General features: G+C 50.3%; 16 protein-coding genes. 14 read left to right on the top strand and 2 right to left on the bottom strand.

The window, feature by feature from the left end:
• Positions 1-3: 3 nt before the first annotated feature.
• Both N3Z11_RS11600 and N3Z11_RS11595 read right to left on the bottom strand, forming a co-directional pair.
• Positions 4-2,424, bottom strand: a complete 2,421-nt coding sequence (locus N3Z11_RS11600; protein ID WP_260657339.1) for a Lon protease family protein — start codon at positions 2,422-2,424, stop codon at positions 4-6.
• 111 nt (positions 2,425-2,535) lie between these two features.
• Positions 2,536-2,988 carry a zinc ribbon-containing protein gene (locus N3Z11_RS11595; RefSeq protein WP_260657338.1) on the bottom strand — a complete coding sequence of 151 codons (453 nt, stop codon included), beginning with the start codon at positions 2,986-2,988 and terminating at the stop codon, positions 2,536-2,538.
• A 194-nt stretch (positions 2,989-3,182) separates the two neighbouring features.
• Between N3Z11_RS11595 and leuS the strand changes: the two genes are divergently transcribed.
• The 14 genes from leuS to N3Z11_RS11520 all read left to right on the top strand — a co-directional run bounded on the left by leuS (position 3,183) and on the right by N3Z11_RS11520 (position 16,989).
• On the top strand, positions 3,183-5,792 hold the full coding sequence (gene leuS, locus N3Z11_RS11590; protein ID WP_260657337.1) for a leucine--tRNA ligase: 2,610 nt from the start codon (positions 3,183-3,185) through the stop codon (positions 5,790-5,792).
• Positions 5,792-6,274 (top strand): LPS assembly lipoprotein LptE, encoded by a 483-nt coding sequence (gene lptE, locus N3Z11_RS11585; RefSeq protein WP_260657336.1) that lies wholly within the window; start codon positions 5,792-5,794, stop codon positions 6,272-6,274. The genes leuS and lptE overlap by 1 nt, the downstream gene beginning before the upstream one ends.
• 3 nt (positions 6,275-6,277) lie before the next feature.
• Positions 6,278-7,324 (top strand): DNA polymerase III subunit delta, encoded by a 1,047-nt coding sequence (gene holA, locus N3Z11_RS11580; RefSeq protein ID WP_260657335.1) that lies wholly within the window; start codon positions 6,278-6,280, stop codon positions 7,322-7,324.
• A 1-nt stretch (position 7,325) separates the two neighbouring features.
• A complete protein-coding gene (gene nadD, locus N3Z11_RS11575; RefSeq protein ID WP_260657334.1) occupies positions 7,326-7,967 on the top strand; it encodes a nicotinate-nucleotide adenylyltransferase in 642 nt (213 codons plus the stop codon).
• 60 nt (positions 7,968-8,027) lie between these two features.
• Positions 8,028-8,348, top strand: coding sequence for a ribosome silencing factor (gene rsfS, locus N3Z11_RS11570; protein WP_260657333.1), 321 nt, complete (start codon positions 8,028-8,030; stop codon positions 8,346-8,348).
• Between the two features lie 4 nt (positions 8,349-8,352).
• Positions 8,353-8,823, top strand: a complete 471-nt coding sequence (gene rlmH / locus N3Z11_RS11565) for a 23S rRNA (pseudouridine(1915)-N(3))-methyltransferase RlmH (RefSeq protein WP_260657332.1) — start codon at positions 8,353-8,355, stop codon at positions 8,821-8,823.
• Positions 8,824-8,825: 2 nt separating this feature from the next.
• On the top strand, positions 8,826-11,069 hold the full coding sequence (gene mrdA / locus N3Z11_RS11560) for a penicillin-binding protein 2 (protein WP_260657331.1): 2,244 nt from the start codon (positions 8,826-8,828) through the stop codon (positions 11,067-11,069).
• Positions 11,062-12,168, top strand: a complete 1,107-nt coding sequence (gene rodA, locus N3Z11_RS11555) for a rod shape-determining protein RodA (protein ID WP_260657330.1) — start codon at positions 11,062-11,064, stop codon at positions 12,166-12,168. The genes mrdA and rodA overlap by 8 nt, the downstream gene beginning before the upstream one ends.
• Positions 12,168-13,214, top strand: coding sequence for a septal ring lytic transglycosylase RlpA family protein (locus N3Z11_RS18060; RefSeq protein WP_313771355.1), 1,047 nt, complete (start codon positions 12,168-12,170; stop codon positions 13,212-13,214). Before rodA ends, N3Z11_RS18060 begins: the two co-directional genes overlap by 1 nt.
• Positions 13,215-13,267: 53 nt before the next feature.
• Positions 13,268-14,449, top strand: a complete 1,182-nt coding sequence (locus tag N3Z11_RS11540; RefSeq protein ID WP_260657329.1) for a D-alanyl-D-alanine carboxypeptidase family protein — start codon at positions 13,268-13,270, stop codon at positions 14,447-14,449.
• Between the two features lie 130 nt (positions 14,450-14,579).
• Entirely contained in the window at positions 14,580-14,861 is a 282-nt protein-coding gene (ybeD, locus tag N3Z11_RS11535) for a DUF493 family protein YbeD (protein ID WP_260657328.1), read from the top strand.
• Between the two features lie 72 nt (positions 14,862-14,933).
• Positions 14,934-15,587, top strand: a complete 654-nt coding sequence (gene lipB, locus N3Z11_RS11530) for a lipoyl(octanoyl) transferase LipB (RefSeq protein WP_409566866.1) — start codon at positions 14,934-14,936, stop codon at positions 15,585-15,587.
• A gap of 1 nt (position 15,588) precedes the next feature.
• Positions 15,589-16,554 (top strand): lipoyl synthase, encoded by a 966-nt coding sequence (gene lipA, locus N3Z11_RS11525; RefSeq protein WP_260657451.1) that lies wholly within the window; start codon positions 15,589-15,591, stop codon positions 16,552-16,554.
• Positions 16,555-16,635: 81 nt separating this feature from the next.
• Positions 16,636-16,989, top strand: a complete 354-nt coding sequence (locus N3Z11_RS11520; protein ID WP_260657327.1) for a PilZ domain-containing protein — start codon at positions 16,636-16,638, stop codon at positions 16,987-16,989.
• Positions 16,990-17,083 lie beyond the last annotated feature (94 nt).

Genomic DNA, 17,083 nt, shown 5'->3' with positions numbered 1-17,083 from the left:
TCCTTATTCGTCGTCTGATGAGCCATTCACCAGCTCGGCAATAGCGGCCAGGCGTGTCATGGTCAGTGCATTCAGTGATTTTTTCGGGTACTGGCCTTTGGCGGTTTTAACGCCAGCCTCACAACCGGTCAGCATTTCCAGCGCTTCATCGACGGTTTTTACCACATAAATATGGAACTGGCCCGAGGCCACCGCATTCACCACTTCGTCATTGAGCACCAGATTCAGCTGATTGCTGGCCGGGATCACCACGCCCTGAGCGCCGGTTAAACCACGGGACTGACATAAGCGGAAATACCCTTCAATTTTTTCGTTGACACCACCAATGGCCTGCACCTGACCATGCTGGTTGATGGAGCCTGTCACCGCTAAATCCTGGCGGATAGGCACATTGGTTATAGCGGAAATCAGCGCACAGACTTCGGCCAGTGACGCACTGTCACCGTCCACCAGGCCATAAGACTGCTCCATGGCGATATTGGCGGATAAGGTTAGCGGGAAGTTCTGGGCATATTTAGCACCGAGGTAACCGGTCAGCAGCATCACCCCTTTGGAGTGAATGGCTTTGCCAAGCTCTACTTCGCGTTCAATATCAATAACACCATTGGAGCCAGGATACACAGTAGCACTGATACGGGCCGGTGTACCAAAGGCGGTATCGCCAATTTCCAGCACTGTCAGACCATTCACTTTGCCGACGGCCACCCCATCGGTATCAATCAAAATTTGTCCTTCCTGAATATCTTCCAGGAAAGACTCGCTGATGCGGCCGGTGCGGTATTGTTTACCCTGCAACGCCTGCTGAATATGCAAAGCGCTGAGTTCAGTATCACCGGCCTGGTTGGCGTAATAACAGGCTTCGCGTACCAGCTCCAGCACATCAGCAAAACGGGCTGACAACTTACGCTGATGTTCGGCCTGACGGAAACTGAAAGTTAACAACTGCTTTAAACCACAGGCTGTTAAAGGCCCGGCGTCCAGCGCCTGAATTTGGTCCTGCAGCTGCAGCGACATATATTTGACTGTCAGCGGATTAAACGGCAGGTAATGTTCAAAATCGGCCAGCACCCGGAACAGTTCATTAAATTCATCATCTACGTCCTGCACCAGATAATACAAATCACGCGAACCGAGCAGCACAATCTTCACATTCAGCGGTATCGCTTTGGGCGTAATAATGGTGGAGTTGGTGACAGCATGGTCTGACAAAGTGTCGATATTAATTTCGCCGCTTTTTAGCGCCAGCTTGAGCGCATCCCACACCGCAGGTTGTGACAATAAACGGTCGGCATCCAGAATCAGATAACCACCGTTGGCTTTATGCAAAGCGCCGGCACGGATCATCCGGTAATTGGTATATAAAGCGCCCTGATCTGAGCTGTATTCCACCCGGCCGAATAAGTTGCCATAACTTGGGTTGGCTTCGAATACAATAGGGGCGCCCGACATTAATTCGTGATGAACCAATACGTTAGGCACAAAATCACCAACAAACAAACTGCGGATATCCAGCTCTTCCAGTTTGTCGCTTTCCAGCTCTTCCGGCAGCAGCTCCAGCACGGCTTTTACCAGCTCAGGGCGCATTTCGCGCAAATAACGCAATACACCCAATTCATTGGAATAGTCATGCTCCAGTGCTTTGTGCAAAGGTTTGAGCGCAACTTCAATGGTTTCGCGGCGTAAAGTACGCAGGTTTTCCGACAGCTCGCGTTTCCACTGCGGCAATTCCAGCAACTGCTCGTTTAAAATGGTTTCAAGTTCAGTCACCAACCCATAAAAAAACTGCCGTTTATCGTCGGGTAAATTGGCAAACTCGGCATCATCCAGCGGTTTACCGTCGATCACAGGCGAAAAACTGACAGCGCCATTGTCTTCATACAAAACCACTTGTTTTTCCAGCGCTTTACGCTCAACAAGGGCGATGGCCGCTTCGTATTTATTATCAAAAGTGGCGTGAATGGCTTTTTTCTTGCGCTGATAACCCGGGTTATCAAAAGCGGCCGGGAAGGTGTCGAGCAGCTCGTCAATTAAGGCTTCAATCTTTTTCACCAGCACCCGGCCTTCGCCAGGCAGCAGCCTTAAAGTTTGTGGCACCCGCTCGTCTTCAAAATTATTGATATAACACCAGTCGTCCGGTGTTTCTTTTTCACTGGCGGCACTTTGCAGAATATCCTGCACCAGAGTGTAACGACCAAGTGCAGGTTCACCCATCACATAAAGGTTGTAGCCCGGCATGTCCATGCCAATGGCAAATGAAAGCGCCGCTTTGGCACGCTCCTGCCCGATAAAAGTGCTGCTAAAACCGGCCACATCCAGTGCCTCTGCAATCAGCTTGTCGTCAAGCTGCGGGCCAAGTTGAGAAACGGGCAAAGCCATGCTTTGCAAATGAGATAGAGCGGCTTTATGTACTGCCGGATGCGTCATGCAGAAAATTCCCGGATAAAAAACGAATGCCTATAGTAACAAAAACTACTGTGGGCGAAAGTGGCTAAAGTGCACCAAAGCAAGCTAAATATCAGAACCATCAGCCGAATTTCAGACCGGTAAGCCACGACGGTGAAATAAATGGCCGCCACAATCAGGGCAAACCACCAGCTCAGCGGGGTGATAATAAGGCAAAGTTGCGCTGCAGGCGTCACAACAATACAAGCCCATGCCCACTTCTTCGCCAGCCTGGTAATGCCCCTGATGGGCAAAATCGCTGCTGAGCTCCTGCCACTCCAGCTGGGTTTTGTCGGTCACCTGCGACAATTCATACCATAAAGCTTCAGGCCATAACGACGGCAAATCCTCTTCAGCCGACTGCCGTTTGAAGGTTTCCAGAAACAGTGTGGTCTCATAAGCGGTTAAATCAGAACCCGCTTTCAGATAGGCTTTGATGGTTTCGCCAAGCTTAAATAACTGGCTGACCTGCTGCTCTTTGGCTTGTCGCACCGCATCCGACAGTTGGTTTAACCATTGCTGATACTTATGGGTAAAGTCCTGCATTTACAGACTCCCGAAGAACCTTTAGTAGCTTGAGTATAGCCAGTCCGGCACAAGGTGAACTTTTCAGCGAAGTCAGACATAGCTGACAGCGCCCGCCAGCGCTTTGCAGTTGTTGTCGCCCCCCCGCTTGCGGTATGCTACGGGCACTTTTGCCGGATGGCCGGCCGCCTTTGATTGAACAGTTGGAATTTTCGATGTCAGACACTCAAAACCTCAACCAGACTTATGATCCAAAAGCCATTGAAACCCGGATGCAGCAGCACTGGGAACAAAGCAAAGCCTTTAAAGTGGTGGAAGATAACAGCAAAGAAAAATTCTACTGTCTGTCGATGTTCCCTTACCCAAGCGGCCGTTTGCATATGGGTCATGTGCGTAACTACACCATTGGGGATGTGATCAGCCGTTTCCAGCGCATGCAGGGCAAAAACGTGATGCAGCCAATGGGTTGGGATGCTTTTGGTTTACCGGCCGAAAACGCTGCTATTGCCAATAAAACAGCGCCGGCTAAATGGACTTACGCCAATATTGATTACATGAAAAACCAGCTGAAACGCCTTGGTTTTGGTTATGACTGGGACCGTGAACTGGCTACCTGTAAACCTGAATATTACAAGTGGGAACAGTGGTTCTTCACCAAGCTGTTTGAAAAAGGTCTGGTTTATAAAAAAATGGCCACTGTGAACTGGGATCCGGTGGATCAGTGTGTGCTGGCCAACGAGCAGGTCATTGACGGTCGCGGCTGGCGCTCAGGCGCTTTGGTAGAACAACGTGAACTGGCGCAGTGGTTTATTAAAATTACCGATTACGCCGAAGAGCTGTTGCAGGATTTAGACCAACTGGACGAATGGCCAGAGCAGGTGAAAACCATGCAGCGCAACTGGATTGGCCGCTCTGAAGGGGTGGAAATTAAGTTCAGCGTGGCAGGCTCCAGCTACGATTTCAGCGTTTACACCACCAGACCTGACACTTTCTACGGTGTAACTTATGTTGCTATTGCACCGCAACACCCGCTGGCGCAAAAAGCCGCCAAAATGGATGACAAACTGGCGCAATTTATCGACGAGTGTAAAGGCGGCAAAATCGCTGAAGCCGATATGGCCACTATGGAGAAAAAAGGCGCACCAACCGGCTTTTTTGCTGTGCATCCGTTAACTGGTCAGCAAGTGCCAATCTGGGTTGCCAACTTTGTACTGATGGATTACGGCTCAGGTGCTGTAATGGCAGTACCGGCGCACGATCAGCGCGATTATGAATTTGCCACTAAGTACGGCCTGCCGATTAAACAGGTCATCGCGCCTGTAGCCGGCGCTGAAGACAGCATCGATTTAAGCAAAGCCGCTTTTACCGATAAAGGTGTGTTGGTGAACTCAGCGGAATTTGACGGCCTGGATTTTGCCGCTGCTTTTAAAGGTATTGCCGACAAACTTTCCGCCATGGGCCTGGGTCAGGTGAAAGTGAATTACCGCCTGCGCGACTGGGGTGTATCCCGTCAGCGTTATTGGGGTTCACCCATTCCAATGCTGACGCTGGAAGATGGCTCTCAGGTACCTGTGCCGGAAGACATGCTGCCGGTGCGTCTGCCGGAAGATGTGGTGATGGACGGTGTGACTTCCCCTATTAAAGCCGACCCAAACTGGGCAAAAACCAGTTACCAGGGCCAGGCCGCTTTCCACGAAACCGATACTTTCGACACCTTTATGGAGTCCAGCTGGTACTACGCCCGTTATTGCAGCCCGCAGCATGACACTGCCATGCTGGACCCGGCCAAAGCCAACTACTGGCTGCCGGTGGATCAGTACATAGGTGGTATTGAACACGCCATTTTGCACTTATTGTATTCACGCTTTTTCCATAAATTGCTGCGTGATGTGGGTTTAGTGCAATCTGACGAGCCGTTTAAACGTTTGTTATGTCAGGGCATGGTATTGGCGGAAACTTTCTACCGTGAACACGAAGGTGGCAGCAAAACCTGGTATTCGCCACAAGACGTGACTGTAGAACGTGACGACAAAGGCCGCATCAGCCGCGCTATTTTAACCAGCGACGGCCAGCCGGTGCTGTCTGCCGGTATGAGCAAAATGTCGAAATCAAAAAACAACGGTATAGACCCACAAACGGTGATCGACTTATACGGTGCCGACACAGTGCGTTTATTTATGATGTTCACAGCGCCACCAGAGCAAACTTTGGAATGGCAGGATTCCGCCGTAGAGGGTGCCAACCGCTTCCTGCGCCGCGTCTGGACTTTGGTCAACGACTTTAAACAAAAAGGTGCTGTGCCGGCGCTGGATCTGAATGCCCTGAACAGCGAGCAAAAAACGCTGCGCCGTGAAATTCATAAAACCATTGCCAAGGTGACCGATGACGTCGGTCGTCGTTACACCTTTAACACCGCCGTTGCCGCCATTATGGAGCTGATGAACAGGTTGCAAAAAGCTGCCACTGACACGGCACAAGATTTAGCGGTATTAAACGAAGGTATTCAGGCCGTGGTGATGCTGTTAAACCCAATTACCCCTCATTTGTCACAACATCTGTGGGCTGAACTTGGCCATACCACTGAGCTTGAACAAACACCATGGCCCGCTGTTGATCAGAGTGCACTGGTAGAAGATGAAAAACTGGTGGTGGTACAAATTAACGGTAAAGTGCGCAGCAAAGTGACTGTCGCTATTGACGCCACTCAGGAACAAGTGATGGCACTGGCCACTGCCGAAGAGAACGTGAAAAAATACCTCGAAGGTGTGGAAGTGCGTAAAGTGATTTACGTGCCTGGCAAGTTATTAAGTCTGGTGGTGGGCTAATGCTGAAGTTGTCACGCCACTGGCTCTGTCTGCTGCTTGGCGCTTTGCTCCTGAGCGGCTGTGGTTTTCAGTTGCGTGGTGAGCTGCCGCTGGCCAAATATCCGGCGATTTACCTCGAAGGGGATCGCCACTCGGAGCTTTTAGCCAAACTGTCGGAGCAGCTGCAACGCAATAATGTAAAACTGCTGCCGGGCGCAGATGCCAAACTGCCCCATATTCAGCTGCAGACCGATGGTCTGCAGCGGCGCACCCTGTCGTTGTTTCCTAACGGTCAGGTGGCAGAATATGAGCTGATTTACACAGTGGAATATCAGCTGCTGATGCCGGGCTCTGAAGCAACCAGCCACAAAATTGAATTAACCCGGGACTATCAGGACGACCCATCAAGGGCACTGGCCAAAGCGCGGGAACTGGATTTGTTATTGGATGAACTGCGCACCCAGGCGGTGTCACGTATCATCCGTCAGCTCGGCCGGCTCTGAGTTATGCTGAAACTGTTCAGCAACCAGTTACTGGCTCAGCTGAAAAAAGGCCTGGCGCCGGTTTATCTGGTGTTTGGCGAAGAACCTTTGCAAAAAATGGAAGCGCTGGACGATATTCGCAGCGCCGCCAAATCCGCAGGTTTTGACGACAGACAAAGTTTTATCAATGAAGCCCAGTTTGACTGGGCCGATTTTTTTAATGAAATGAACAGCATGTCGCTGTTTAACCCCCGTCAGCTGCTGGAGCTGGATTTAGGCACTGCCAAATTAAGCCCGGCGGCGCAGGATGCTCTGAAAAAAATCCCTGCTCTGTTACACCCTGACCTGATTTTAGTGCTGCATGCCGCCAAAAACGCCACCGAATTTGCCAAACAAAGCTGGTTTAAAGCACTGGCTGAGATTGGCGTGCAGGTACAGTTTTATCCGCTGGACGATTATCAGTTTATGCGCTGGCTAAAAGAGCGTGCCGCCAGCCTTGGTGTCAAATTGCAGACCGACGCGCTGCAGCTACTACAACACCACGCCGCCGGCAACTTACTGGCCGCCAAACAGGAGTTGGAAAAACTGGCGTTAACCCAGCATGGCCAGTGGCTGGATGCGGCATTTTTGCAGCAATATCTGGCGGACCAGTCCCACTTTAGTGTGTTTCAGCTGGTTGATTCTGTGCTCGCAGGTCAGGGGGAAGAAGCGCTGCACCGGCTCGACCGGTTATTAGCGCAAGATCAGGAACCTGTGATGATCGCCTGGCAATTACAAAAAGAAGCGTTGCTGTTGTTACAGTTAAAAACTTTGGAGCAACAAGGGGTTCTGGCCCAGGACTATTTTAAAAAATTCAGTATCTGGCCTAAACGTCAGCCTTTGTATCAACAGGCATTGCTCAGGTTATCCGGCAACTGGCTGCAACATCTGCTGCAGGAACTGGCCTGTTTTGACCGGGCGCTTAAATCGGGTCAACTGAGCCACCCTGAAGTGGCGCTGGCCCATCTGGTGACCTTGTTTATCAACCCTGTGCCCAAATTATTTTCGCTGCAACAGCAGCTGGCTGATTAACATGGCCATGTTGGGTTTTTATGGGGGCACCTTTGACCCTATTCATCAGGGTCATTTACGGCTGGCACTTTATGTCCGGCAACATTGTCAGCTTGAACAACTGCAGCTGCTGCCTTGCCACTTGCCGCCGCACAGAGCACATCCTGGGGTGAGCAGCGAACACAGAGCGGCCATGGTGGAGCTGGCCATTGCGCCATACCCGGCGCTTCAACTGAACAAGCTGGAGCTTGGCAAACACAGTCCTTCTTATACAGTTGAAACGCTGGAAATCCTGCGCCGGCAATACCCAAACGACACTTTGTGTTTTGTCATTGGCATGGATTCTCTTTGTGCTTTCACCCGCTGGCATCGATACCAGGACATCTTAAGCCTTTGTCATTTATTGGTGTGCCAGCGCCCGGGTTATGCAGAAAATGCCGAAGCAACTATGCTGCTGCAAAATTATGGCGCACAGAGTATCAATGAACTTCAAAACCACCGTGCCGGTAAAATTCTGCTGCTGCAAAACCCTTTGTTTGATATCTCGGCAAGTCAAATCCGTGCTGGCCTGCAGCAAAACGAACCACAACAAGGTCCCTCACCTGCGCTACAAATTCCTGCGGTAATGGCTTATATCCAACAGCATGGGCTGTATCAGGTATAACTGCGCATAAAAAGCTGTTAAAATGCCGCGTTTACAGCGCACAGCTATGGGGTATACCAAGTGCAGACTCAGGAATTAATTGCTTTTGTGGTTGATAAAATCGACGACATGAAAGCCAAAGATATTGTTCAGCTCGACGTCAAAGGCAAATCAACCGAAACCGAATGTATGGTGGTGTGTTCAGGCACTTCCAACCGTCACACTCGTTCGGTGGCGGCATACCTGATTCAGGAAGCCAAAAAAGCCGGTTTACATATTCTGGGTGTGGAAGGCGAAAAATCCGGTGACTGGGTACTGGTTGATTTAGGCGAAGTGGTGGTTCACGTGATGCTTGATGAAAGCCGTGGTTTTTATCAGTTGGAAAAACTCTGGGCCGCCTGAGTTCATGAAGTTAATGCTGATTGCCGTTGGGCAAAAAATGCCAGCCTGGGTCACCACGGCCTACGAAGAATACGCCAGGCGTTTCCCGCGGGATTTACCACTGGAACTTGTTGAAATTCCGGCCGGTAAAAGGGGCAAAAACGCCGACATTAAACGTATTCTGGAGCAGGAAGGCGAAAAAATGCTGGCTGCAGTACCTAAAGGCAGCCGCATTGTCACGCTGGAAGTGGAAGGTGCCAACTGGAGCAGCCCACAACTGGCACAGAAGCTGGAACAATGGCAAATGGACGGCCGTGATGTTTGTTTACTGGTAGGCGGCCCTGAGGGTTTAGCACCTGCCTGTATCGCCGCCAGCGAAGCCAAATGGTCTTTGTCTGCACTCACCATGCCCCATCCGCTGGTGCGGGTGGTGCTCGCTGAAAGCCTGTACCGCGCCTGGAGTATCAGTACTAACCATCCTTATCATCGCGAGTAGTTATGCGCAAAAGCCGTATCGCCATTGCCGATCATGTTGCCGAAGCTCTGCTGTTTAACAGAAGGCTGCTGGTGGCTTTTGTCATGGTGGTACTGTTATTTGGCGTCTTGCTGCTGAATTTATACCAGCTACAGGTAGTGAAGTACGAAGAGTATTCCACCAGAGCTGACGGTAACCGCATTAAACTGGTGCCACTTTCTCCCAACCGCGGCATGATTTATGACCGTAATGGTGTATTGCTGGCAGAAAACCGCCCTGTGCATTCGCTGGAGCTGGTGCCGGAGCAAGTCAAAGATTTAACCCAAACCGTTCAGGCCCTTGCCAAACTCATCGCTATCGACGAAGAACAGCAACAGGCCTTTTTTAAAGAAGTGAAACAACAGCGCCGCTTTAAAAGTATTGCGCTGAAAGAACATCTGACCGAACAGGAAGTGGCTATTCTGGCGGTGCATCTGCACCAGTTTAGTGGGGTCACGCTCGAAGCCCGCCTGACCCGCAATTATCCTTATGGCGATTTATTTACCCATGCGCTGGGTTACATCGGCAAAATTAACGAAAAAGAATACAAACAACTGGAAGAAAGCCAGCAAAGCGCCAATTACGCCGCCAGCCGAGATATTGGTAAAGTGGGCCTGGAAAAGTTTTACGAAAGGCAGCTGCACGGCACTGTGGGTTATCAGGAAGTTGAAGTGAACAGCCGCGGCCGGGTCATCCGCACCCTGCGCGAACAACCTGCCATCTCAGGTGATGATTTATACCTGTCACTGGATTTAGGCTTGCAACTTAAAGCTCAGGAAGCACTGGGCGAAAACCGCGGTTCAGTAGTGATGCTGGATCCAAGAGATGGTGCCGTACTGGCGTTTTACAGCAACCCAAGTTACAACCCGAACTTATTTGTGCATGGTATCAGCGGTAAAAACTACCGTATGTTATTAAATTCGCCGGACAGACCACTGGTGAACCGTATTACACAGGGGTTATTCCCGCCCGCCTCCACTATTAAACCTTTGCTCGGCGTAGCGGGTCTGGAAAATGGCACTGTCACTGAACAAACCCGTATTCCGGACCCTGGTTTGTATCGTTTGCCCAACGTCAGCCGGCCATGGCGTGATCACTCAAAATACGGCCATGGTTATGTTGATATTTATACCGGCATTATCAAAAGTTGTGATACCTACTTTTACGACCTGGCTTATAAAATGGGCATCGACAAAATTGCCGACTTTATGACCAAAGCAGGTTTTGGCCGCCCCAGCGGTATTGATATTCACGAAGAAAATGAAGGCAATATGCCCACCCGTGAATGGAAAAAAATCAAACATAAACAAAACTGGGGTCCGGGGGATACCATTAATATCGGCATAGGCCAGGGTTACTGGCAGGCCACTCCGCTACAAATGGCGCTCACCACAGCCACCTTAATTAATACCGGCGCCCGCATTACACCAAGACTGGCGCGTAATTTTCATAATCAACAACAAGATCAAAGTTTATTATTGGCACCCGAGCAGGCCATTACCGTCGTCGACCCAAATAACTGGGCTATTTCACGTGAAGCCATGCGCCGTACCGCCCAACAGGAAGGTGGCACAGCACGCGGCGCCTTTTTGGGCGCAACTTACGACCCGGCCGGTAAAACCGGAACCCAACAGGTGATCAACATCGCCGCCGGGCAAAAATACAATGCCAAAGCCATTAACGAGCGCCACCGTGACAACGCCATGTTTGTCGGTTACGCCCCCCATCATAATCCGGAAGTGGTGGTGGCTGTGGTGGTGGAAAACGCCGGCGGCGGCGGCAGTAATGCAGCCCCTGTTGCCCGCGTTATGATGGATCATTATTTTACGCCGGCCGCCGAAAAACCGGCACTGCCAACTCTGGCGGAAATAGCACTGATGCAGGAACAAAGAGCAGCACAGATGCTGGCGCGCGAACAACGTTATGCCGAAGAAAAAGCTGCCGAGGAAGCGCGCAAACTCAAACGTCAGCAGCAACAGCATGAACCATCAGCCGTGCCGGGCGGCGCAGTTCCGGCCACAATTGAACCTGCTACCGCTCCGGTCACGACAGCAGAACAGCCGCCAATAACGCAAAACCGGCCGCAACCGCAAGCCAATGGCACTGGTTCCGGCACTGAAGCAGGCACGGCACAACAGCCTGACGCTGCGGCGCCCGCCGAAGGATCCCCTAACACCAATAGCGCTGTCAGCCAGGCTCCAACTGAGGATAACCCCATCGATGACTGAGCAGGAAAACCAATCCCGCCTGATGCGCTGGCATATTGACGGCCCGCTATTCGGAGCCTTGTTGCTGCTGATTGTGATAGGTTTATTTACCTTATACAGCGCCGACGGCCATGATTTAGCCAAGGTGGAAGGCCAGGCACTGAAAGTTACCTTTGCCATGGGCATTATGACGATGCTGGCGCAGATTAATCCACAAAGTTACCGGCGCTGGTCTTTACCTATGTATATCAGTGGTTTGTTTTTTCTGCTGATAGTGGAGTTTTTTGGCTACACAGCCAAAGGCTCAACCCGCTGGATTGATTTAGGTTTTACCAAGTTTCAGCCCTCTGAAATGATGAAACTGGCGGTGCCGATGGCCGTTGCCTGGTATATGGCAAAACATCCGATGCCACCACGCACCCGTGACGTGCTGGCCGGCTTTTTAATTTGTGCTGCCCCTACCTTACTGATAGCCAAACAACCCGATCTCGGTACCTCTATCCTTATCGCGATGTCTGGTGTTTTTGTGTTGTTTTTCAGTGGCATGAGCTGGCGTATTATCGGTTTTGTCGCTGCGCTGCTGGCGGCATTTTTACCTATTCTGTGGCACTTTCTGATGTATGACTATCAAAAACGCCGGGTGCTGACCTTGTTTGACCCGGAGCGGGATCCGTTAGGCGCTGGTTATCAAACTATTCAGTCGATGATAGCCATTGGTTCAGGCGGTATTGAAGGCAAAGGCTGGATGCAGGGCACTCAGTCGCAACTGGAGTTTTTGCCGGAGCGCCATACCGACTTTATTTTTGCTGTGTTTGCCGAAGAAATGGGCTTGATGGGCGTCTGTGGTTTGTTTCTGCTTTATCTGTTTATTATTGGCCGTGGCCTGGTGATTGCCAGCCGTGCTCAGGATAACTACAGTCGTTTTCTCGCCGGTAGTATCACTCTGACATTTTTTGTCTATGTTTTTGTGAACATCGGCATGGTATCTGGTATTCTGCCGGTCGTTGGTGTTCCGCTGCCACTGGTCAGTTTTGGCGGAACTTCTTTCGTGACTTTACTGGCCGGTTTTGGCATTCTGATGTCGGTCAGCACTCACAAACGGATGTTAGCGAAACAATAATGAAAACTTGTCCCCGTGCTTTGCGGCCTCTGCGCCAGACGTTGTTGTTGTGTTCTTTTTCTGTTGTGGTACTGGCCGCCTGTTCCAGTGCGCCGGACTCTTCATCAAGCGGCACCACTGCAGCTGGCTATCCGGATCCAAATGCCGGCCGTTATTCCCAGTCTAAAGACAGTATTCCACTGCGTTTTCCAACCCAGGAAGAAATGATTGACCCTGAACCTGTGGTCGAGCCATTAAGCCGCGGCGGCAATAAACCTTATAATATTTACGGTGTGGATTATTTTCCAAAAACCACCATCACCGAACACAGCGAAACCGGTACTGCGTCCTGGTATGGCAGCAAGTTTCATGGCCATTTAACCTCTAATGGCGAAACCTACGATGTATTTTCAATGACAGCAGCGCATAAAACTCTGCCTCTGCCCTCTTATGTGCGCGTGACCAACCTCGACAATTACCGTAGCGCTATAGTGCGGGTGAACGACCGTGGTCCTTTCCACGATGGTCGTGTCATTGATTTATCTTACTCCGCCGCTTATAAACTCGGGATTTTCCAAACCGGCACAGGTCGGGTGAAAGTAGAGCTGATAGCCTCCCCCGCCATGGAAAACCAAAACAGCTTTGCAACCCCGATAGCGGAGGAACCGACTATCCCTTATGAGCCGGTCACGCCAGTACAGCGGCCGTCTTCGCAAAACAGGGTCAGTCAGCCGGTGCAGTTTCAGGAAACTGACAGGTTGGCCACGAATAACAACCCAAACGCCACTACAGCTACAAGTCCGGTGGTCAGCGCAAGTCAACCGGCAGGACAAAACGGCTGTTTTATTCAGCTGATTGCAAGCAGTGATCCGGCAAAAGTGCAACGACTTGGGAACGAATTACAACAACAATGGTCTGTACCCACAACCATTGAAAATGCCAATGGCATTTATAAGCTGCTGGCAGGCCCGTTACAGGGGGCCGCAGTGGCCGCCGACTGGCTGGACAAGCTGCGTTCAGGTAATTATCCGGACGCTTATGTCACCAATAAAAAATTATGTGGTTAACCTGTTTGTTTTGTTAACCGTGCTGTTGCTGTTCACTAATAAGAAAGAGTCTCATGAATTACCGCCTGAAAAATCAATACCGTCGCATTTTTTTAGCCACCAGTTTTAGCTGCCTGAGTTTTTTTGCACAAAGCCAGACCGCTGCCGATATGCAGCTGACGCCGCAAGCACCTGAAGTAAATGCCAAAGGTTATATTCTGATTGATTACCATACCGGCAAGGTGCTGGCCGAAGGCAATGCTGACGAGTTATTGGCACCAGCCAGTCTGACCAAAATGATGACCAGTTATGTGGTGGGCACTGAAATTAAAAATGGCAATATCAAGCCAAGCGATCAGGTCACCATCAGCGAAAACGCCTGGGCCAAACAATACAGCGATTCGTCGAAAATGTTTATTGAAGTAGGCGCAACCATTTCAGTGGAAGAGCTGAACCGCGGCATCATTATCCAGTCAGGTAACGATGCTTGTGTGGCTTTAGCTGAGCACATTGCCGGCACCGAAAGTGCCTTTGCCGAGCTGATGAATGCCCATGCCAAACGTTTGGGCATGACCAGCACTACTTATGTCAACAGCCACGGTTTACCGGCTGAACAGCAGCGCACCACAGCACGCGATATGGCCAAGTTGTCGGTTGCGCTGATCCGTGATGTGCCGGAAGAATATAAAATTTATTCGGAAAAAGAATACGTCTTTAACGGCATCAAACAATACAACCGCAACGGCCTGCTGTGGGATAAAAGCTTAAATGTGGACGGTATTAAAACCGGTCACACCTCAGAAGCAGGTTACAGCCTGATCACTTCTGCCACCAAAGATGGCATGCGGTTAATTTCAGTGGTGATGGGCACCGACAGCGCCAAGATCCGTGAAGCGGAAAACAAAAAATTACTGACTTATGGATTTCGTTTTTTCGAAACTTTTTCACCTTATAAAGCCGGCGAAGTATTTGCTGAACAGCGCGTCTGGCAAGGTGATAAAGAAAATATCAGCCTGGGTGTGATGAGTGAAACCCCTATTACGCTGCAGCGTGGCCAGCGTAAACACCTCAAAGCCGATTTTAAACTGTCACAGCAGCTGGTAGCGCCTATTGCTAAAGGCCAGGTGGTTGGCACTGTGTATCTGAAACTCAATGAAGAAGATATTGCCGAATTCCCGCTGGTGGCTTTAGAAGATATTGCTGAAGGCGGCATTTTCAGCCGGTTGGTTGATTACGTCAAAATGCAGTTACAGTAACAAGCCGCATTACCTCTAAAAGATGTTGAAGAAGTCCCGGCACAGGCCGGGACTTTTTGTTAGAATAGCCGCCAATTTGTGCACAGGCACAACCCAGTCAACAGTATCCAATGTGGTAAGTGAGGATCCGATGGCCGTTGAAGTAAAAGACACCAGATTTGATGAATTTCTTGAATTTCCCTGCGCTTTTAACTTTAAAGTTGTGGGCTTAGCCCATGATGATTTAGTGCCACAGGTGATTGCCACTTTGCAGCGCCATGCAGAGGCAAACGACTACTCACCAAGCGTAAAACCGAGCAGCAAAGGCACATATCATTCAGTGACTGTGGTGGTGACAGTCACCAGCAAAGCGCATATTGAACTTTTATACACTGAACTGGGTAAACTTGAACTGGTCCGTTATGTTATGTAACTGGCTGCAAAAGCTCGATTTTTCAGCCCTGCCCTTTATAATGCAGCCATTTTTTACGCAGGAGCCATTGTAGTGCCTGTCGCTGATGCTTTAGTGATCCGGGATTTAGGCCTGGTGGATTACACCGACACCTGGCAACGGATGCAACAATTTACCGATAACCGTGACAACAACACGCCCGATGAAATCTGGCTGCTGGAGCATCCGCCGGTATTTACCCAGGGCCAGGCCGGCAAAGCCGAGCATTTATTAATGCCGGGGGATATTCCTGTGGTGCAGGTAGACCGCGGTGGCCAGGTGACTTACCACGGCCCGGGCCAGCTGGTGGCTTATGTGCTGTTGAATATCAAAAGACGCAATATTGGTGTACGGGCCTTGGTCACACTGATTGAACAGGTCATTATTCAAACCCTGGCAGAAAATGGCGTGCAGGCTTATGCCAAAAGCGACGCACCAGGTGTTTATGTGGATGAGAAAAAAGTGGCCTCTTTGGGTTTAAGAGTGCGTAAAGGCTGCACTTTTCACGGCCTGGCACTGAATGTCGATATGGATTTATCACCTTTTGGCCGCATTAATCCTTGTGGTTATGCCGGTATGCAAATGGTGCAAAGCAAAGATTTAGGTGGCCCTCTGACCATGGCAGTGGCCAAAGCACAAATCAGCCGTCAGTTTGTCAGCCAGCTGGCAGTGACAGAGCTTACAACAAAGACAGGGTTTTATGACTAATATGCCAAAAACAGCCCGGATGGAGCCTGGAGTCAAGTTACGTGACGCCGAAAAAATGGCACTGATCCCGGTAAAAGTTCTGCCAACAGAACCAGCTGAAATGTTGCGTAAGCCAGAATGGCTGAAGATCAAACTGCCAAAAAGCTCTGAGCGCATTGATGAAATTAAAGGTGCATTACGTAAACACGGTCTGCATTCGGTTTGTGAAGAAGCGTCCTGCCCTAACCTGACCGAGTGTTTTAATCACGGCACCGCCACTTTTATGATTTTGGGCGCTATTTGTACCCGCCGCTGTCCATTCTGTGACGTGGCTCATGGCCGGCCATTACCACCGAGCGCTGAAGAGCCGGAAAAACTGGCGTTAACCATTAAAGACATGAAGCTGAAGTATGTGGTGATCACCTCCGTTGACCGCGACGACTTACGCGACGGTGGTGCTCAGCATTTTGCCGACTGCATCAGTGCTATCCGCCGCGAAACCCCAGCCATTAAAATTGAAGTATTGGTGCCGGATTTTCGTGGCCGCATGGACACTGCACTGAATATTCTGACGCAAACACCTCCTGATGTGTTTAACCACAATCTGGAAACAGCACCACGCCTGTACAAGCTGGCCCGGCCGGGCGCCGACTATAAATGGTCGCTGGAATTGCTGCGCCGTTATAAAGAAGCGCATCCTGAAGTTTCCACCAAATCTGGCCTGATGGTGGGTTTAGGTGAAACGACCGAAGAAATTATTGAAGTCATGCGCGACTTGCGTGCTCACAACGTGGATATGCTGACTGTGGGTCAGTATTTACAGCCAAGCAAACACCATTTACCGGTGAAACGTTATGTGTCACCAAGCGAATTTGATGAAATCAAACGTATTGGTTACGAACTGGGTTTTAAACATGTTGCCTCAGGCCCCTTTGTGCGTTCCAGTTATCATGCCGATCGTCAGGCTGCTGGTGAAGATATCAGCTAAAAACGGCAAATCAGGCTGCAATTGCAGCCTGTTTTTTTAGTAAAAAAACGCTATGCTGTAATCACTTACGCAGGAGTCGATATGGATCACAGACGTTTTAGCCGCATTCTGTTTAGTAGCAACGCCAAGTTAATTTGTGCCGGCAGAGAGTTTGCCACCGAGGTGTTGGATTTATCATTACGCGGTGCCTTGGTGAAAAAACCGAAAGACTGGGATCTGACAGACGGCGCTGAACTGATGCTGCAGTTTCAGCTGAATGACTCTGAGCTGGTGCTGGAAATGGAAACCCGGGTGGCGCACAGCCATCAGGATACTTTAGGTTTATATTGTGAGCGGATTGATATTGAAAGCGCCGGCCATTTGCGCCGTCTGCTGGAACTGAATATTGGTGACGCCGATTTATTAAGCCGCGAACTGAGCGAACTCTCCAACTAAAGGCTGTCCTGTTTTCCTTACCACGAACAACGGCTTACCCAAGCCGTTTTTTTATTTGCATCACAGCATCAAAAGTCGCCGGCAATGACTCCAG

The organism is Rheinheimera sp. 4Y26 (assembly GCF_025245835.1).
GTDB lineage: Bacteria > Pseudomonadota > Gammaproteobacteria > Enterobacterales > Alteromonadaceae > Pararheinheimera.
Note: the sequence above shows the minus strand (reverse complement) of the source record. Positions and strands in the feature narration are given on the sequence as shown.

Excerpts from the sequence above, each read along its gene's own strand:
- N3Z11_RS11600 (WP_260657339.1), bottom strand. The coding sequence starts at position 2,424 with ATGACGCATCCGGCAGTACATAAAGCCGCTCTATCTCATTTGCAAAGC.
- N3Z11_RS11595 (WP_260657338.1), bottom strand. The coding sequence starts at position 2,988 with ATGCAGGACTTTACCCATAAGTATCAGCAATGGTTAAACCAACTGTCG.
- leuS (WP_260657337.1), top strand. The coding sequence starts at position 3,183 with ATGTCAGACACTCAAAACCTCAACCAGACTTATGATCCAAAAGCCATT.
- lptE (WP_260657336.1), top strand. The coding sequence starts at position 5,792 with ATGCTGAAGTTGTCACGCCACTGGCTCTGTCTGCTGCTTGGCGCTTTG.
- holA (WP_260657335.1), top strand. The coding sequence starts at position 6,278 with ATGCTGAAACTGTTCAGCAACCAGTTACTGGCTCAGCTGAAAAAAGGC.
- nadD (WP_260657334.1), top strand. The coding sequence starts at position 7,326 with ATGGCCATGTTGGGTTTTTATGGGGGCACCTTTGACCCTATTCATCAG.
- rlmH (WP_260657332.1), top strand. The coding sequence starts at position 8,353 with ATGAAGTTAATGCTGATTGCCGTTGGGCAAAAAATGCCAGCCTGGGTC.
- mrdA (WP_260657331.1), top strand. The coding sequence starts at position 8,826 with ATGCGCAAAAGCCGTATCGCCATTGCCGATCATGTTGCCGAAGCTCTG.
- rodA (WP_260657330.1), top strand. The coding sequence starts at position 11,062 with ATGACTGAGCAGGAAAACCAATCCCGCCTGATGCGCTGGCATATTGAC.
- N3Z11_RS18060 (WP_313771355.1), top strand. The coding sequence starts at position 12,168 with ATGAAAACTTGTCCCCGTGCTTTGCGGCCTCTGCGCCAGACGTTGTTG.
- N3Z11_RS11540 (WP_260657329.1), top strand. The coding sequence starts at position 13,268 with ATGAATTACCGCCTGAAAAATCAATACCGTCGCATTTTTTTAGCCACC.
- ybeD (WP_260657328.1), top strand. The coding sequence starts at position 14,580 with ATGGCCGTTGAAGTAAAAGACACCAGATTTGATGAATTTCTTGAATTT.
- lipA (WP_260657451.1), top strand. The coding sequence starts at position 15,589 with ATGCCAAAAACAGCCCGGATGGAGCCTGGAGTCAAGTTACGTGACGCC.
- N3Z11_RS11520 (WP_260657327.1), top strand. The coding sequence starts at position 16,636 with ATGGATCACAGACGTTTTAGCCGCATTCTGTTTAGTAGCAACGCCAAG.